We start from the raw sequence: 15,701 nt of genomic DNA on the forward strand, positions 1-15,701 counted from the left end.
TTCAACGGATAGTCTGTGCCGGTCGGGCGATCGAAGTTCGCCGAAACTTTCGACAAGCTACCGCTACGGAGAAGCGACATGACGACCGCAACAAAGAGCCCCGAAACAGCCGGGCCCCACGGCGGCGAGGTGCGCGGCCGTCTGATCCGAAATCCGGTTCTTCCCGGCTTCAACCCCGACCCGTCGATCTTGCGCGTCGGCACCGATTACTACATCGCGACGTCGACCTTCGAGTGGTACCCGGGTGTCCGCCTGCACCACTCGACCGACCTGGTGCACTGGCGCCCGCTCGGCGGCGTCCTCACCGAGCGGCGTCTTCTCGACCTCACCGGAGCGGGTGACTCCTGTGGCGTCTGGGCGCCCGATCTGTCCTATGTGGATGGCGAGTTCCATCTCCTCTACGCCGACGTCGCCAGCTTCGCCAGCGGGTACTGGGATCCCCAGAACTACCTGGTGACCGCGTCCGACCTGGCCGGGCCCTGGTCGGATCCGGTGGTGCTGCACGGGCGCGGGTTCGACGCGGCGTTGTTCCACGACGAGGACGGCACGACCTGGATGCTGTCGATGACCGCGGACTGGCGGCCCGGCCGCGACCGGTTCGCCGGCATTCAGATCCAGCAGTACGACCGTGAGGCCCGTCGCCTCGTCGGCGCCGAACGGGTCATCTTCCACGGCACCACGGTCGGCGTCACCGAAGGGCCGCACCTGTACCAGAAGGACGGCTGGTACTACCTGGTGACCGCGGAGGGTGGCACGTCCTGGACGCACCAGGTGACAGTGGCCCGCTCGCGTAGCCTGTTCGGGCCGTACGAGGTCGATCCGGCCGGCCCGATGCTCACCTCGCACGGTCGTCCCGAGCTGGAGCTGCAGAAGGCCGGCCACGGCAGTCTCGTGTCCACGCCGGACGGGCGTTGGTACCTGGCGCACCTGACCGCCCGGCCGTACACCCCACTCGGCCGGTGCGTGCTCGGCCGGGAGACCGCGATCCAGGCCGTGCAGTGGCCGGAGGGGGAGTGGCCGCGCATCGAGGGCGGGGTACCGGCGGTGACGGTGCCGGTGCCGGGCGAAGCCGAGCCGGCAGAGGATCCGACGGAGGACCGGGACGACTTCACCGGGCCGGTGCTCGGCCCGGAGTGGTCGACGCTGCGCCGCCCCGCCACTGCGGACTGGGTGGACCTCACGTCGCGTCCGTCGTACCTGCGGATCCAGGGCGGGCAGTCGCCGGTCGGCCGCCAGCGTCCGAGCCTGGTCGCGCGCCGTGTGACCGCGCAGCAGTGCGAGCTGACCGCGCACATGCGCTTCGAGCCGGCCAACTACCGCCAGCTCGCCGGCGTCACCGCCTACTACAACACCCGCAACTGGCACTTCGCCTACGTGACCGCCGACGACGACGGGCAGCCGGTACTCGAGGTGATGTCGTCCGACAACGGCCGGCGGGCCATGCACGACGCGTGCCGCGTCGAACTGCCGGAAGCGGGGGAGATCACGCTGCGGGTCACCTTCGACGGTCCCCGTGTCACGTTCGCCTATCAACCAGCCGGCGCGGCGCACTGGATCGGGCTGCCGGCGGAACTGGACGCCACCATCCTGTCCGACGAGTACGCGGCGACGCTCGTGGACGGTGAGCCGGAGGGCTGGGGCTTCACCGGCGCGTTCGTCGGCCTCTGGGTACAGGACCTGGGCGCCGAAGGCGGATACGCGGACTTCGACTGGGCCTCGTACCGCTCCTGGTGAGTAGTGGCCGGCCTGATCGCGGCCGGGTGTGTGCGCCGTCCCCGGCGTCCGCGCCCGGCCGCGTCGCGTTGCGCACCCGGTCGGTCGACGTCTCGGCGCGGCACGTGGAAACATGGTCGACGTACGTCGATCGATCGAACGGGGGATCATCGTGACGACGCAATTGTCAAAGGCCGCCGTCGTGCCGGGTCCGGCCGGGCATCCGCTCCTCGGCATGCTGCCGGCGCTGCGCCGCGACCTGCTGGGCACGATTCTGGACGGCTTCCACACGTATGGCGACGTGGTGGCGTACCACGTCGGACTGCCCCAGGGACCGCGCGCCGTCAGCATGGACGTGGTGAACGTGCACCACCCCGACGGCATCCACCAGGTCCTCACCACGCCGCAGGTGTTCAGCCGCCGCGCGAGCGCGTACGAGATCCTCCGCGAGTTCATCGGAGAGGGCCTGCTGACCAGCGACGGAGACCGGTGGCTGCGACAGCGGCGGACGCTGCAACCGCTGTTCACGCCGCGCCGGGTGGCCCGCTACACCGAGCTGATGACCGAGGAGGCAGCCCGCGTCGCCGACGACATGGCGCTCACCACGGGATCCGTCGTGGACCTCTACCAGGTGATGCAGCGCTACACCATGCGTGTCGTCGGCCGGGCGCTGTTCGGCGACGACATCGACGAGGTCGTGCCCCGTCTGCAGGAGCTCATGCCGATTCTGGGCGACCTCGCGCTGGCGCGCGCCCTGCAGGTGGTCAAGCTGCCGCTGAGCTGGCCGACGCCGCGGGCACGCCGGATCGGGCAGGTACGCGCGAGTCAGTACGAAATCGTCGACCGCATCATCGCCGATCGACAGGGCCGGGCGGTCGGGGAGGGTAAGGAGGATCTGCTCAGCCGGTTGTTCGCGGCCGAGGATCCGGAGACCGGGCAGGCGCTGTCCATCGAGGAGATCCGGGACCAGGTCCTGGTGTTCCTGCTCGCCGGCCACGAGACGACCTCGGCCGGGCTGGCCTTCACCATGCACCTGCTGGGCCGCCATCCCGACGTGCAGGAGCGGGTCGCGGCCGAGGCCGCCACGGGCGACGGGGAACTGGTGCGGGCCGCGGTCCTGGAAGGCATGCGGCTGTACCCGCCCGTGTACAGCATGGAGCGGATGTCCGAGACGGACGTCGTCGTCTCCGGTCACCGGATTCCCGCCAACACCAAGGTGGTACTCGCTCCCTGGGTCACGCACCGGCACCCGGAGTTCTGGCCCGACCCCGAGCGCTTCGAGCCCGACCGGTTCCTCGGCCGGCAGGAGCGGCCGCGCTATGCGTATTTCCCCTTCGGTGGCGGGCCGCGTAGCTGCATCGGGGAACACTTCGCGCTGCTGGAGATGACCGTACTGCTGAGCGCGTTGCTCGCCCGCTATCGCGTCGACACGCGCGACGAGAGGCTGGAGCTCGTACCGATGGTCACTCTGCGTCCGGCCGGCGCGGTCCGGGCCACGCTGACCGTCCGGTGAACCGGCGCCCTGGCTGATCCGACGGGGTCAGCCAGGGCGCGTCCGGCTCCGGTGAGGGTCGGTCGCTACGTGACCCGCGACCCTTCGCCCTTCGCGGCGGGCACCGCCTCGACGGCTGGTGGAGCGCCAGTCACCGCGGCGGGCCGGGGATCGGCGGCACGCCTGCGGGGCCTGGCGAACCGGCGCATCATCGGCCGTTCCACGCTGACGTGCAACAGCGACGCGAGGCCGAGCGTCACCAGGTACGCGCCGACCATGACGGCCAGCGCAGCGGCGACACCGAAGCCCTCCGGGGACATGTTGCCGGCGCCGTACAGCACCAGGATGTGGATGAGATAGAAGGCGAAGGACGTGTCGCCCAGCCAGCCGGCGACCGGCCCGCGCAGTGGCGAGCGGTGCCCCTCGACGTCGGCCCGGGCTGCGGCGGCCACCAGCAGCGCGAGCGGGACGACCATCGCCGCGACGACCGAGTAGAGCAGCGGCACGACTTCGGAGACGCCGTAGAAGGCCAGCGTGACAAGTGCGGCGGCGGGCAGGCTCAGCCGGAACCACAGGCCCTGCATGACGAGCCGGGCGATGACGATCCCGAGGAGGAAGTCCAGCATCCGGATCAGCGGAAACTGTTGCACGAACCAGAACTGCGGAAATGCCGCATCCGCATAGGTGTACGTCGGCTCGGCGGGAAGGAACGCCGTGGAGACGACGGGGGCGACGAGCATCGCGGCGACGATGCCACCGGCGATCCACCAGAGCCAGGCGGCGGAGAGCCGCCGGAACCCGGCGAGCAGCCACGGGAACGACGCATAGAAGAAGATCTCACAGCTCAGCGACCAGCTCGGCGGATTGATTCCGTTGAAGATGAACTCGTCCGGAATCCAGCTCTGCACCAGCGTGATGTTCGCCAGCGTCGGCCACAGCGGCGCGCCGCCCCGGATCAGGACCATGAGAACGACGACCACGGCGCACACGACCAGATGGTTCGGCAGGATCCGGGCGGCCCGGCGGCGCCAGAACTGGCGCTTCGGCTCGTGCTCCGGAGCCGACCAGGTCAGGACGAAGCCGCTGAGGATGAAGAAGAAGCCGAGGGCGGCAGAGCCGGTCCGGCTGAGGACGGCGAACCACCAGTCGTCGATCCGGTCGTCGGCGAAGAAGCCGAACAACGTCGTGTGGGAGAAGAAGACCGTCACGGCCGCGATCCCCCGCAACCCGTTGAGCGTCGGCAACTGCCGGGCCATGCGGCCCGCCTGCTGTGTCATCGGCGGCCACCCTCCGTGGTGTCGGACAACTCCTGTCGGCGTACCGGCCGGCGCGTCCGGAACGCCTGCTCCGCGATGCCGGCCGCGCGCCGTACGCCGTCCAACTCCGCGATCCTGCGCTTGTAGTGCTGGGCCTTCGCCCGGTAGGCGGGGTCGCCGCTCACCCTGTCGACGGCCGCACGAAGCCGCCCCGGAGTCACCTTGTGCACCGGGATGAACTCGCCCGCGCCGAGGTACTTGAGCCGGGCCGCCACGCCCGGCTGGTCGTTGCCCACGGGTAGCGCGACCATCGGCACGCCGTGGGCGAGGGACTCCAGCGTGGTGTTGATTCCGGCGTGCGTGATGACGAGGGACGCCCGCGCCAGCAGGTCGAGCTGTGGTGCGTACCGCACCACGATCGGGTTGCCGGCCAGGTCGGCCGGCGGCTCGACATCCGTGCTGCCGAGGGAGACGACCAGTTGCGCGTCGAGTCCGGAGCACGCCTGGGCGATCGCCCGGAATATGTGCGGGAGGCGGTTCTGGAGGGTGCCCATCGACGCGTAGATCAACGGGCGACCGTCGAGCTTTTCCCACGGGAAGGACACCGGCTCGGTGCTGTCCTCGTCATGGAACGGCCCGGTGTAGTGGAACGTGTCCGGCAACCGGGTGCGCGGGAAGTCGAAGAACGGCGGCTGCTGGGTGATCTGGGCGAGGTCCGAGCCGTCGTTGACTCCCTTGACCGGCGGCAGGCCCCATGCGGCGCGACGTTCGTTGATCCGTTGCACCACCGGCCGGATGACCCAGGCGATCACCTGGTCGCCCAGCATGTTGCGCACGCGCGCGAGCAGTGAGGGATGGTACGGCCACGCCGTCATGAACGGCGGTACACCCGGCTCGGTGTTCAGCGCCAGCGCGTTGCAGACGTTCACGACCGGAAGGTCGAGGTGTTCCGCGACGGAGTTGCCCGCGCCGTAGACCTGGTCCACCAGCAGCGCGTCAATGCCGTGCCGCTGCACCAGCCCCGGTAGGTCCCGCAGGAGGACCTCGACCTCCCGTACGTAACCGCGGACGATGAAACGGATCGCGGCCAGACCGGTCAGCCGGCCCTGTTCCTCGGAGAAGCGGGCCAGTGTGCCGACCGGAAACTCGCGCTCGCCGATCGGTGCGAAGGCGAACCCGGCCGTGAACGACCTCGTCCCGGCGTCCGGCAGGGAGACCAGGGTGACCCGGTGGCCGCGTCGGAGCAGTTCCCTGCCGAGCGTCGCCATCGGGCTGAGCTGACCGGTGTAGTCGGGGACCACCAGTCCGATGTGGAACGTGTTCGGGGCAGGCATGTCTCGCTCCCTCGCTGGGCTCATACCACAGTCGTCAGACGCGACTGATGTATCGAAAACTCGGCCGGGGTACGTCCGACGATCTCGCCGTCCACCTCCACCGGCAGCGGGCTGTCCGCGTCGACACGCACGGTGCGCACCTCCTGCCGGTGGATCGCCGGGTGTCCCGCGGCGGCGCCGCGGAACACCCGCCACATCAGCCCGGCCACGCCGGCCCGGCCCACACCGGCCACCCGCACCGCGTCCAGGTAACCCGCCCGCGGCGGCTCGGCGCGGCCGAAGGTCAGCCCGCCGGCGAAGTACGGCACCTTGAGCACGGCCAGATTGGTGATGATCTGGTGCGACGGTTCGCCGTCGAGTTCCAGCCGCACCGCGACGGGCCGCCAGCGGGCGAGCGTCCGGATGCTGGACGCCGTCTCGGCGAGTTGGAGGTTGAGCCGCTTGAGGACCCGGTTGGCCGGTGTCTTCTCGGTGAACCGCTGGCCGATCACGCTGATCAGCCCGACCGTGCAGCTGACGAGGAAGTACCTGTGGCCCCGGGTGCCGTCGGGCCGGGTGAAGGTCACCTCGCCGACATCGGTCTCCCGGTCGCGGGCGCGGTCGAGCAGACCGCCGAGGTCGGCGACCGGCCGCAGGCCGCGGGCGAAGTCGTTGCAGGTGCCGGCCGGCACGTACGCCAGCCGCACCTTCTCCCCGCCCGCCACCAGCACCCCGTTGGCGACCTCGGACAGTGTGCCGTCACCACCGACCGCCACCACCGTGCCGTACCCGTCCTCCACCGCCTGTCGCCCGAGCGCGATGCCGTGCCCGGGGTGGCGGGTGAACCAGCAGTCCGCCTCGGGTAGCTCGGTGGCGATCCGCTGCTCGATCGTGCGCCCGCGCTGGACCCCGGAAGCGGGGTTGACGATGCAGACGGCCGGGCCGCGCTCACCGGCCGCCATGTGCCTGCTCCTTCGTCAGGTCCGCCAGGGAGTGGCTCAGCGCCTCCGCGAAGCCGACCCGTGGTGAATAGCCGATCGACCGGATCCGGCCGACGTCGTACCGCATTCCTCCGGCGACGGACCGGACCGCGTAACGGGTGAGCAACGGCCGGCCCGACCCGGTGCCGATGCCGGCGAGCCCGGCCAGTTCGGACAGCGCGCCCACGGCCAGCGCCGCGCCGAACGGGACCGACGAGGTCGGTGGCCTTGCCCCGATCCGCTCGGCCACCGCGGCGAACAGCCGCCCCAGGGTCAGGCCGTACGAGTCGCCGACGATGAACCGCCCACCCGCGCACCCGGGTGCGGTGCCGGCCAGCACGATCGCGTCGGCCAGGTTCGCGCTGTACGTCAACTCGATCGGGGGCGCGCCGCGGTCGAACTGGACGAGCTTGCCGTCTCGCAGTCCGCGCACGAGCTCGGGCAGGAAATTGCGGTCACCGGGTCCGAAGACCCAGGCGGGGTACACCACAGTGACGTCCAGGCCGTTCCCGTGGTACGACCACGCCACGTCTTCCCCGGCAGCTTTCGACAGCGGGTACGGGTATCGCGGCACCCGCCGCGGTGACGCCTCGTCGATGACCTTCGCGGCGTCGAAACCGAAGACGTCGACGGTGCTCAGGTAGACGAACCGGGAGACGCCGCAGCGTCGCGCCTCGTCCAGCACCGCCCGGGTGCCGTCCCGGTTCACCTGCCAGATGCGAGGGCCGGGCCGCCAGTCGGTCAGATCGGCGGCCGCGTGCACCACGAGGTCGACGCCCGCGCAGGAGCCACGCAGCGACTCCGGATCGGTCAGGTCACCGAGGTGCGCCGCGTACGTCGCGTGGTCCGGTGCGGGCGTCCGCACCAGCCCTCGTACCGACCAGCCGTTCTCCGCGAGCGCGGCCGCGACCGCGCGGCCGACGCAGCCGGTGACACCCGTCACCAGCGCGACACGGGACCCCATCACGAGCCGTCCGTCAGCAGTGCACGCAGGTCGGCGAGCAACGACCCGGCCGGGTCGAGCGCCCGCATGCGCGGCAGCAGGTTGCGCAGGTCCCGGCGCTGGCCTGACTCGTCGATCAGCAGCAGTTCCGGGCCGGCGACGAACTGTCCCACGTGCGCGGGCTGGAGGCCGCGCTCCGACATCGCCCGGGAGCATCGCTCCGCGTCGGCCGGATCGATCGCGTACAGCAGCTCGAATTCGCCCCACTCCGCGGCAGCCGAGCACCACCGGGGCAGGCGGGCCGCCTCCGCGACGGCGGAGGCGATCGGCGCGTACACCTCGTCGTGCAGCACCACCTCGACCCCCAGGCCATTGAGCTCGGCCAGGCTGACCGCCGCGCTCAACAGGCCGTCGCTGGTGTCGATGCACGCCCGGGCGTACCGGCGCAGTGGATCGCCCGCGGCCACCCGCGCCTCAGGCAGCCACGGATCGCCCGCCGCCGTGCCGCCCAGCGCCAGGGTGCGGAATCCGACCGCGTTGCCGGCTCCGACCGGACCGGTCACGTAGAGCGCGTCACCGGGGCGGGCGCCGAGCCGGCTCAGGACGGAACCGCGGCGCAGCGTACCCAGGGCACACGAGGTGAAGCTCTCCTCGTTGGCCCAGTTCGTGTCACCGCCAACGACGTGGCAGCCGTAGCGTTCGGCGGCCTCGGACGCGCCGCGCCCGAACTCGCGGGCGTCCTCGAGAGTCCATCTGTCCCGGCGCAGCGAGCAGGAGACGAGCACGGCGACCGGGTCGGCGGCCACCGCGGCGAGGTCACTCACGCTGACGGTGGTGGTCAACCACCCCTTCGCGTACGGCGTGGTGGCGGTGGCCAGCTCGGCGCCGTCGTTCAACGTGTCGACGGTCAGTGCCAGGAGCCCGCCGGCGCCCAGATCGAGGAGTTCGGCGTCGGCCTCGAAGGCGTTGTTGAGCTGCCGGGGCGACCGGACCATGCACTCGCGTATCGCGGTGATCAGGCTGCCCTCGGCCGCGTTCAGGGACAGCCGGTTCCAGGCGGTGGAGGTCATGTCATGCCTGCCGGGAAGACTGGGTCGCGCGCAACGTCAGCTCCAGATAGGCCATCATCGGAACGGCGACGACGAGGAAGAGCGTCGGCCGGTGCAGCGCGCCGAGCGACAGGAAGAACAGCGTGGTCGCCCTGATGAACCAGACCAGCGCCTCGTACGCGCGGGTCTCCGGCGCCCTGATGAGCGTCACGAGACTCTGCGTGAACCCGAGCCCGGACGCGACGAGCAGCGCCCAGAAGACGACCTCGGCATAGGTGCCCGCGCGATCGGCGCCCGCCACGGCCGCCGCGCCCGCGGCCACCACCGCCACGACCGGGAACACCACGGCGATCCGGCTGGAGGCCCTGGTCCCGATGGCCACCGGCAGCGTCCGGTAGCCCGCGACCCGGTCGCCTTCGATGTCCTTGAAGTACCCCACGAGGCAGAAGCCACTGAACGCGACCGCGACGAGCGCCGTCTGGAACCAGGTCACCGCCGGGATGTCGAGCCATCCCGCGTCGGGTCGGACGGCCACGGCGCCGAGCACCGTGAACAGCGCCATGTCGACGCCGTTGACGAGGTTGCCCAGCATGGGGATGCGCTTGGTCCAGGAGTAGACCAGGTGACCGCCGATCGCGATGACGCTCCACAGGGCCAGCGTCGGTGCGACCACGACAGCCACCAGCATCAGCGCGGTGGACAGCGCGAGCGTCAGCCCCAGCCCGACGTGGGGGTTTATCAGCCCGGTGACGAAGGGGCGGTCCGGCGCGTTGACGGCGTCGGCCTTGCGGTCGAACCAGTCGTTCATCACCACGCCGACGCCGTATCCGAGGGTGCAGAACAGCAGCCCGATCACGATGCTCGCGGCGCTGGCCCCGACCGGCGGCGCCGTCATGCCGACCAGACCGGCCGACAGCGAGAAGGGCACGAAGTGGAGCCGCCACATCCGCGCCCAGGCCACCAGCAGGTCCCGGGTGCTGACTGCGGGTTCGAGCCGGCTGACGGTCATCGGTCCTCCAGGTGCATCAGGTCGCGGACTTCGGCGAACGCGGCGACGACGCGCTTGAGCTGCTCCGACGTGTGCGTGGTGGCGAAGCTCGCCCGCAGCCGGGGCGAGGCGGCCGGGGGGACCACGGCGTTGACGTACACGCCGCGGTCCAGCAGGCTGCGCCACGCGAGCAGGGTCTGCTGGACGCCGTCGAGCCGCACCGACACGATCGGCGTCTCACTCGGTATCGGGTCGAAACCCAGGGCGGTGAGCTCGCGACGCACGTACGAGGCGTTCTCGACCGCCTGCCGGCACAGCCACGGTTCCGCCCGCAGGATGCGCAACGCGGCGTAGGCGGCGGCCAGGTTCGCCGGCGGCGCGGATGCGCTGAAGATGAGGCTGCGCGCGTGGTGGCGGAGGTACTCGATGACATCCTCCGGACCGAGCACCGCGCCGCCGATCGACGCCAGCGACTTGCTGAAGGTGACCGTGACGAGGTCGACCTGATCGGTGACGCCGAAATGGGCGCTGGTGCCCCGGCCGTCGGCCAGCACGCCGATGCCGTGCGCGTCGTCGACGAGCAGGCGGGCGCCGTACTGCCGGCACAGCCGGACCACCTCGTTCAGCGGGCACAGATCGCCGGCCATCGAGTAGACGCCGTCGACCACGACCAGCCGGCCGGCGTCCGAGGGGCCGGCCGCCAGCTGCCGCTCCAGGTCGGCCATGTCGTTGTGGGCGAACCGGCGGGTCTTCGCCCGGCTCATGCCGCAGCCGTCGTAGGCCGAGGCGTGCGCCTCGCGGTCGAGGATGACCTCGTCGTGACGAGACAGCAGCGACGCGATGACTCCGACATTCGCCTGGTAGCCGGTCGGGAACACCAGAGCGGCCGGCATGCCGAGGAACTCGGCCAGCTCGTGCTCCAGCTCCTCGTGCAGAGGTGTGTTGCCGTTGAGCAGCCGAGAGCCCGTACGCGACGACCCGTACGCCTCGATCGCCGCCTGCGCCGCTGCTTTCACCTGGGGGTGGGAGGTGAGTCCGAGGTAGTTGTTCGAGCCGCACATCAGGATGTCGCCGTCCCCGGTCTGCGCGACGGTCGCGTCCTGCCCCTCGAAAGGAGTGAAGTACGGGTAGAGCCTGGCCGCGCGAGCCTCCCTGCTCTCGGTGTACGACCGGCAGCGGCCGAAGATGTCCACTGTCACCACGTTCGCGTAACCCCTCTCGTCTGGTACCCCGTGTGCATCAGGTCATCGGGCGGACCTGCTGCCCCAGCTGTCGGCGAACTCGCTCCGGACGGCGGCGCACCGCCGACCGGTTCCGGCCGGCACGGAACCGCTGTGCGGAGGGAGGTGGGCGATCGGACGCGGACGGCGTACGGAGGCTCTGCGGGTGGGTGCCCGCCGAGGCGGGCCCGGGCTCTCGCCGCAGGGTGGCCGGGCCTGCCCGGCGGCCTGGCGCAACGGCGCGCCGACACGCCGGTGGCGGGTTCGCCCGGGTGAACGACGGCCGCCGGCCGCGGTTCGGCCATTCCGAATGCGAGCGGGTGATCCGGGCGCCGCGGCCTGCACTTCGATCCGGGGCCGGCGATATCTGCCGGCATCAGGCCATCAGGCTTGCGAAGGCTCTCGGAAGCCAGGAGCAGAACCAGAAGACGCGCTTCTACAGCAGCGCGATGAAAACGGTATTTCGATGGCAACGCATAGACCGGTACCTCCCCCGTTCCGCTGTCGACATTCATCAGCGGCGAATCGCTAAGCGATCTCTCTGGGGCAGGATGCTACGCCGGATCCGCAGCGCGAGTCCACCCCGCTTCGGGCGTCGGTTCCTCCCGGGCGCGGGGTCCACGCCGGCTTCCGGTGCGGTGCGCAGGGCGGTGATCGAGGGCTTGAACAGGGGTCATCCGGCCGGTTCGACAAGATCAACGAATAGTCGTCGATGAATAACCCGCATCTTCGTTCCGGCTGCCCGGCTTTGACCGGTCGCGCATCGGGCAGGCGAATCGGCGGGGGAATGTGGATAATGATCGTCGTGGCGCATCGCAGCAGACTCTCGACGATCCTGATCGACGTGCCGGGCGGTGAGGCGCCCGCAGCCGCCGCCTTCTGGTCGACGGCACTCGGCGTTCCGGCACGTACAGTCCCCGACGAGCCGCAGTTCACCTCTCTGCACGGCGCGTTGCCCGGCCTGGTGCTCGCGATCCAGTCCGTGGACGAGCCGGCTCGATATCACGTCGACATCGAGACCGACGACGTCGAGGCCGAAGCACGCCGGCTGATCGCCCTCGGCGCTGTCGAGGTCGGCCGCTGGCTGGAGTGCATCACCTTACGGGCTCCGGGCGGTCATCTCGTGTGTGTCATCCCGTGCCACAGCGATCCGAAGACCTTCGAGTCCCTCTCCCAGGCGTGGGAATAGGCGCGCGGCCACGCAGGCGTCCGCATGGCCCGTGTCATGCTCGAAGCGATGAGCACCCAGCGCCCGCGCGACCCACGTCCCCTCCGTCGGCCGCGCCGCCCCCTGGCCCGCGTCGCGTTGGTCGCCGGCGTCCTCGCCGCGTTGGGCGCCGTCGCTGTGGTCGTGGTGCCGCTGCTGCGGCCGCCGGGCCCGCGACCGGCCTTCCAGCTCCCGGTGGCCTGCGGTGAGACGTGGCGCCTGTCGACCTATCCCGGGCACGACGACTACGACATCGACCTGTTCCCGACCCGGGGCGAGGCGTGGGGACGGCCGGTGCTGGCCTCCGCCGCCGGCACCGTCACCGTGGCCGGGGTCAACGGTTCCCTGGGCGGTCGCACCCCGCAGGACCCGAACGGGCCGAAGGGGCGCGGCGGCGGCTACTGGGTGAAGATCGACCATGGCGGGAAGTGGGAGACGCAGTACCTGCACCTGCTCGAACCGCCGCTGGTCGAGGCCGGTCAGCGGGTGGCCCGCGGCGATCAGCTCGGGCGGGTCGGCAGCACCGGGAACTCCGGCGCCCCGCACCTGCACTACGAGCAGCGCCGGGGCTGGGAGAAGGTGGAGGCCCACTTCGACGGCGTGCCGTCCGGCATCACGTCCGACGACCGCGAGTACACCGTCCGGCTGACCAGCGCGAACTGCGACCAGGGTCGCCGGTAGCCACGGTTCGGCGTACCACCGGGGTCGCGCCGGACGGCGGCGAGAGCGGTCCCGGCGATAGGATCACCGGCACCCGCCGCCCGTACCCGCTGGAGCCCCGCTGTCCCGGCAGCCCGCCACCCGTCCCGCCCGGCGTGCCCGCCGGGCGCTGGCGCTGGTGTGCCTGCTCGTCGTGGCCGGGCTGCCCGCAGGGTCGGCGCCGCTCGGCGAGCCCGGGTCCGGGACGCTGCGGGTGCTCCAGATGAACCTCTGCAACAGCGGCCGGGCCGGCTGCTACACCGGCCGGGCCGTCCGCCAGGCCGCCGACGTGATCGCCGTCGAGCGGCCCGACCTGGTCACGCTCAACGAGATCTGCCGCGACGACGTGGAGACGCTGGAGCGCGCGCTGCGGGCCGCCCGTCCCGGCGGCACGGTGGTGTCCGCGTTCCACGCCGCCGGTGACCGCCCCAACGCCGGGGCCACCTACTGCAACAACGGCCAGCCGTACGGGATCGGGTTGCTGACCCGCCTCGACGCGCGCGGCGCGCGGCCCACAGTGCACCGCGGCACCTACCCGGCGCAGGATTTCGCCGACCCGGAGGAGCGGGTCTGGCTCTGCCTGCGGGCCGCCGGGCTGCTGCACGCCTGCACCACGCACCTGGCGAACACCAGCGGTCAGGTCGCGCTGGCCCAGTGCGCCCAACTGGTCGGCGCGGTGGTGCCGGCGATCCGCCGCGACGGCGGGTACGCGCCCACAGTGCTCGCCGGTGACCTCAACCTGCGCGTCGGCGGCACGCCGGACGTGCGGTCGTGCGTGCCGGCGGGTTACCGGCGGATCGACGACGGCGCCCGGCAGCAGATGGTGACGACGGGCGACGTCACCATCTGCTGCCACCGGCCGGTGGACATGCGCGGGACGACCGACCATCCGGCGCTGCTGGCGACGGTGTCGATCGACGGCGAGCCCGCGACGGACCTACGGTTTGCGGGCGAGTAGCCCGACGAACGTGTGGTAGGTGTCGGTCTGCTGCGGCGCGGGCGCGCCCGGATCCGGACGCCACTCGGCCAGCGGCACCAGCCCCGGCTCCAGCACCGTCAGCCCGTCGGCGAAGGCGAGGATCTCCTCGTCGGTACGCCAGCGGCCGGTGCCCAGCGACTCGTTGAAGACCCGCTCGACCTCGCGCGCCTTGCGGGAGCCCTCCGGGTCGCGCTCGCCGGGGTCGCGGAAGTGCGAGATCGCCACGTAGCTGCCGGACGGCATCGCGTCGATCAGCTCCGCCGCCACCGCGCCCGGGTCCTCGTCGTCGCCGAGGTGGTGCAGGATCGCGAAGAGCAGCAACCCGATCGGCCGGTCGAAGTCGAGGAACCGGCGGACGTCCGGGTCGTTGAGGATCTCCTGCGGTGCCCGGACGTCGGCCTGGATCACCGTCGCGGTGCCCTCCGCGGCGAGCAGCGCCCGCCCGTGGGTCAGCACGATCGGGTCGTTGTCCACGTAGACCACCCGGGCGGCCGGGTTGTGCTCGGTGGCGACCTCGTGCACGTTGCCCTGCGTGGGCAGCCCCGAGCCGAGGTCGAGGAACTGGTCGATGCCCGCCTCGGTGACCAGGAACCGGATGACCCGGCGCAGGAACGCCCGGTTGGCCTGGCCGGCGGCGGGCCCGTCCGGCGTGATCCGCAGCGCGTGCTCGGCGACCTTCCGGTCGACCTCGAAGTTGTCCTTGCCGCCCAGGAAGTAGTCGTAGACCCGGGCGACGCTGGGAACGTTGAGGTCGATGCCGGGGGGTGCCGCCTTGTCGCGGGTCACAGGCGTCTCCATTCGATTCTGATCAGCGCCGCCCGCCGGTGGGGTTACGGGCGTTTTCGGGGAGTGTAGCGACCGGACGGCCCGAATTGTGGCCCCGGCTGGTACCGCTCCCACGGCGTCGGCCCGTCACCAGCACGTTCACCGTGCGACACGCGGAACGCGCCGGGCCGGAACCGGTTCGCCGATGTCCGATGTGGCGTTCACACTGCCATACTCGGCATCGGACAGGTGAACATCGTCGTAAGGGTGATGGCGTGCGGTTCCGGGTGCTGGGTCCGCCCGGCATCGACCGGGACGGGCGAGGCGTGCCGCTCGGCGGGCCGAAGCAGCGGGCCCTGCTGGCCCTGTTCCTGCTGCGGCCGAACCGGTTCGTCGCCGCCGACTGGCTGGTCGAGGCGCTGTGGGACGGGCGACCGCCGGCCAGCGCCCACACGACGCTGCGCACCTACGTCGCCGGACTGCGCCGGGCGGTGGAGCCCGAGCGGTCCCACCGCGAGCCGGCGCGCGTCCTGCGCAGCCGCCCCCGGGGGTACGAGCTGCGGGTCGAGGACGATGCCGTCGACGCGATCCGATTCGGACGCCTGGTGGACCGGGCGGCGGACACGCTCGCGGCCGGGCAGCCGGCGGTCGCCGAGCGGACGTACGCCGAGGCGCTGGCACTGTGGCGGGGCGAACCGCTCGCCGGCGTCGGCGAGCTGAACGCGGTGCGTCCGGAGGTGGCGCGGCTGACCGAGCTGCGGCTCACCGCCGAGGAGGGCCGCCTGACGGCTGCCGTCGCGGCCGGCCGGCACGCGCCGCTGCTGGCGGAACTGCGCCGCTTCGTGTCGGCGAATCCGCTGCGCGAGGGGGCCCGCGCGCAGTTGATGCTGGCGCTGTCCCGGTCCGGCCGGCAGACCGAGGCGCTCGCGGCCTTCGACGAGGGCCGCCGGGTCCTCGCCGCCGAGTACGGCCTCGACCCCGGTGAGCAGATGCGGGCGGCGCACCGGCTGATCCTGGAGCAGCCGTACCGGCGCAGCCCGGACCCTCGGCGGTGGCCGGCCCCAGGTCGTGCGGGCGGCCGGGCCCGCGCCGGCGCC

14 protein-coding genes are annotated in these 15,701 nt (G+C 71.6%); 6 read left to right on the plus strand and 8 right to left on the minus strand.

Annotation, left to right across the window (positions count from 1 at the left end; genetic code table 11):
• Positions 1–78 precede the first annotated feature (78 nt).
• Both MCBG_RS00555 and MCBG_RS00560 read left to right on the plus strand, forming a co-directional pair.
• Positions 79–1,734 carry a glycoside hydrolase family 43 protein gene (locus MCBG_RS00555; RefSeq protein WP_181373695.1) on the plus strand — a complete coding sequence of 552 codons (1,656 nt, stop codon included), beginning with the start codon at positions 79–81 and terminating at the stop codon, positions 1,732–1,734.
• A gap of 151 nt (positions 1,735–1,885) precedes the next feature.
• Positions 1,886–3,226: a cytochrome P450 gene (locus MCBG_RS00560; protein ID WP_158629871.1), complete on the plus strand. Its 1,341-nt coding sequence runs from the start codon at positions 1,886–1,888 to the stop codon at positions 3,224–3,226.
• 65 nt (positions 3,227–3,291) lie between these two features.
• Here the strand turns inward: MCBG_RS00560 and MCBG_RS00565 are convergent, their stop codons facing one another.
• The 7 genes from MCBG_RS00565 to MCBG_RS00595 are packed head-to-tail and all read right to left on the minus strand — an operon-like array spanning position 3,292 to position 10,933.
• On the minus strand, positions 3,292–4,482 hold the full coding sequence (locus MCBG_RS00565) for an acyltransferase family protein (RefSeq protein ID WP_043322976.1): 1,191 nt from the start codon (positions 4,480–4,482) through the stop codon (positions 3,292–3,294).
• On the minus strand, positions 4,479–5,795 hold the full coding sequence (locus tag MCBG_RS00570; RefSeq protein ID WP_043322978.1) for a glycosyltransferase: 1,317 nt from the start codon (positions 5,793–5,795) through the stop codon (positions 4,479–4,481). The genes MCBG_RS00565 and MCBG_RS00570 overlap by 4 nt, the downstream gene beginning before the upstream one ends.
• A gap of 20 nt (positions 5,796–5,815) precedes the next feature.
• A complete protein-coding gene (locus tag MCBG_RS00575) occupies positions 5,816–6,736 on the minus strand; it encodes a diacylglycerol/lipid kinase family protein (RefSeq protein WP_043322980.1) in 921 nt (306 codons plus the stop codon).
• Positions 6,723–7,718 (minus strand): NAD-dependent epimerase/dehydratase family protein, encoded by a 996-nt coding sequence (locus tag MCBG_RS00580; RefSeq protein ID WP_043322983.1) that lies wholly within the window; start codon positions 7,716–7,718, stop codon positions 6,723–6,725. The genes MCBG_RS00575 and MCBG_RS00580 overlap by 14 nt, the downstream gene beginning before the upstream one ends.
• Positions 7,718–8,767 carry a thiamine-phosphate kinase gene (locus tag MCBG_RS00585; RefSeq protein ID WP_043322986.1) on the minus strand — a complete coding sequence of 350 codons (1,050 nt, stop codon included), beginning with the start codon at positions 8,765–8,767 and terminating at the stop codon, positions 7,718–7,720. Before MCBG_RS00585 ends, MCBG_RS00580 begins: the two co-directional genes overlap by 1 nt.
• A gap of 1 nt (position 8,768) precedes the next feature.
• Complete coding sequence (locus tag MCBG_RS00590) at positions 8,769–9,755, minus strand: UbiA prenyltransferase family protein (protein ID WP_043322989.1); 987 nt, start codon at positions 9,753–9,755, stop codon at positions 8,769–8,771.
• Positions 9,752–10,933, minus strand: coding sequence for an aminotransferase class I/II-fold pyridoxal phosphate-dependent enzyme (locus MCBG_RS00595; RefSeq protein WP_198033249.1), 1,182 nt, complete (start codon positions 10,931–10,933; stop codon positions 9,752–9,754). Before MCBG_RS00595 ends, MCBG_RS00590 begins: the two co-directional genes overlap by 4 nt.
• An 826-nt stretch (positions 10,934–11,759) precedes the next feature.
• Here MCBG_RS00595 and MCBG_RS00600 point away from each other — a divergent pair.
• The 3 genes from MCBG_RS00600 to MCBG_RS00610 all read left to right on the plus strand — a co-directional run bounded on the left by MCBG_RS00600 (position 11,760) and on the right by MCBG_RS00610 (position 13,818).
• Complete coding sequence (locus MCBG_RS00600; protein ID WP_223200967.1) at positions 11,760–12,143, plus strand: VOC family protein; 384 nt, start codon at positions 11,760–11,762, stop codon at positions 12,141–12,143.
• 48 nt (positions 12,144–12,191) lie between these two features.
• Entirely contained in the window at positions 12,192–12,842 is a 651-nt protein-coding gene (locus MCBG_RS00605; protein ID WP_043329946.1) for a M23 family metallopeptidase, read from the plus strand.
• Between the two features lie 157 nt (positions 12,843–12,999).
• Positions 13,000–13,818: an endonuclease/exonuclease/phosphatase family protein gene (locus MCBG_RS00610; protein ID WP_223200968.1), complete on the plus strand. Its 819-nt coding sequence runs from the start codon at positions 13,000–13,002 to the stop codon at positions 13,816–13,818.
• Here MCBG_RS00610 and MCBG_RS00615 read toward each other — a convergent pair.
• A complete protein-coding gene (locus MCBG_RS00615) occupies positions 13,798–14,625 on the minus strand; it encodes an SAM-dependent methyltransferase (protein ID WP_043322995.1) in 828 nt (275 codons plus the stop codon). The genes MCBG_RS00610 and MCBG_RS00615 overlap by 21 nt on opposite strands.
• Before the next feature lie 254 nt (positions 14,626–14,879).
• Here MCBG_RS00615 and MCBG_RS00620 point away from each other — a divergent pair.
• The coding region (locus MCBG_RS00620; RefSeq protein ID WP_198033250.1) for an AfsR/SARP family transcriptional regulator at positions 14,880–15,701 on the plus strand (822 nt) is incomplete at its 3' end.

This window comes from Micromonospora sp. M42 (assembly GCF_000568915.1).
GTDB lineage: Bacteria > Actinomycetota > Actinomycetes > Mycobacteriales > Micromonosporaceae > Micromonospora > Micromonospora chalcea.

Excerpts from the sequence above, each read along its gene's own strand:
- MCBG_RS00585 (WP_043322986.1), bottom strand. The coding sequence starts at position 8,767 with ATGACCTCCACCGCCTGGAACCGGCTGTCCCTGAACGCGGCCGAGGGC.
- MCBG_RS00605 (WP_043329946.1), top strand. The coding sequence starts at position 12,192 with ATGAGCACCCAGCGCCCGCGCGACCCACGTCCCCTCCGTCGGCCGCGC.
- MCBG_RS00590 (WP_043322989.1), bottom strand. The coding sequence starts at position 9,755 with ATGACCGTCAGCCGGCTCGAACCCGCAGTCAGCACCCGGGACCTGCTG.
- MCBG_RS00570 (WP_043322978.1), bottom strand. The coding sequence starts at position 5,795 with ATGCCTGCCCCGAACACGTTCCACATCGGACTGGTGGTCCCCGACTAC.
- MCBG_RS00555 (WP_181373695.1), top strand. The coding sequence starts at position 79 with ATGACGACCGCAACAAAGAGCCCCGAAACAGCCGGGCCCCACGGCGGC.
- MCBG_RS00580 (WP_043322983.1), bottom strand. The coding sequence starts at position 7,718 with ATGGGGTCCCGTGTCGCGCTGGTGACGGGTGTCACCGGCTGCGTCGGC.
- MCBG_RS00565 (WP_043322976.1), bottom strand. The coding sequence starts at position 4,482 with ATGACACAGCAGGCGGGCCGCATGGCCCGGCAGTTGCCGACGCTCAAC.
- MCBG_RS00575 (WP_043322980.1), bottom strand. The coding sequence starts at position 6,736 with ATGGCGGCCGGTGAGCGCGGCCCGGCCGTCTGCATCGTCAACCCCGCT.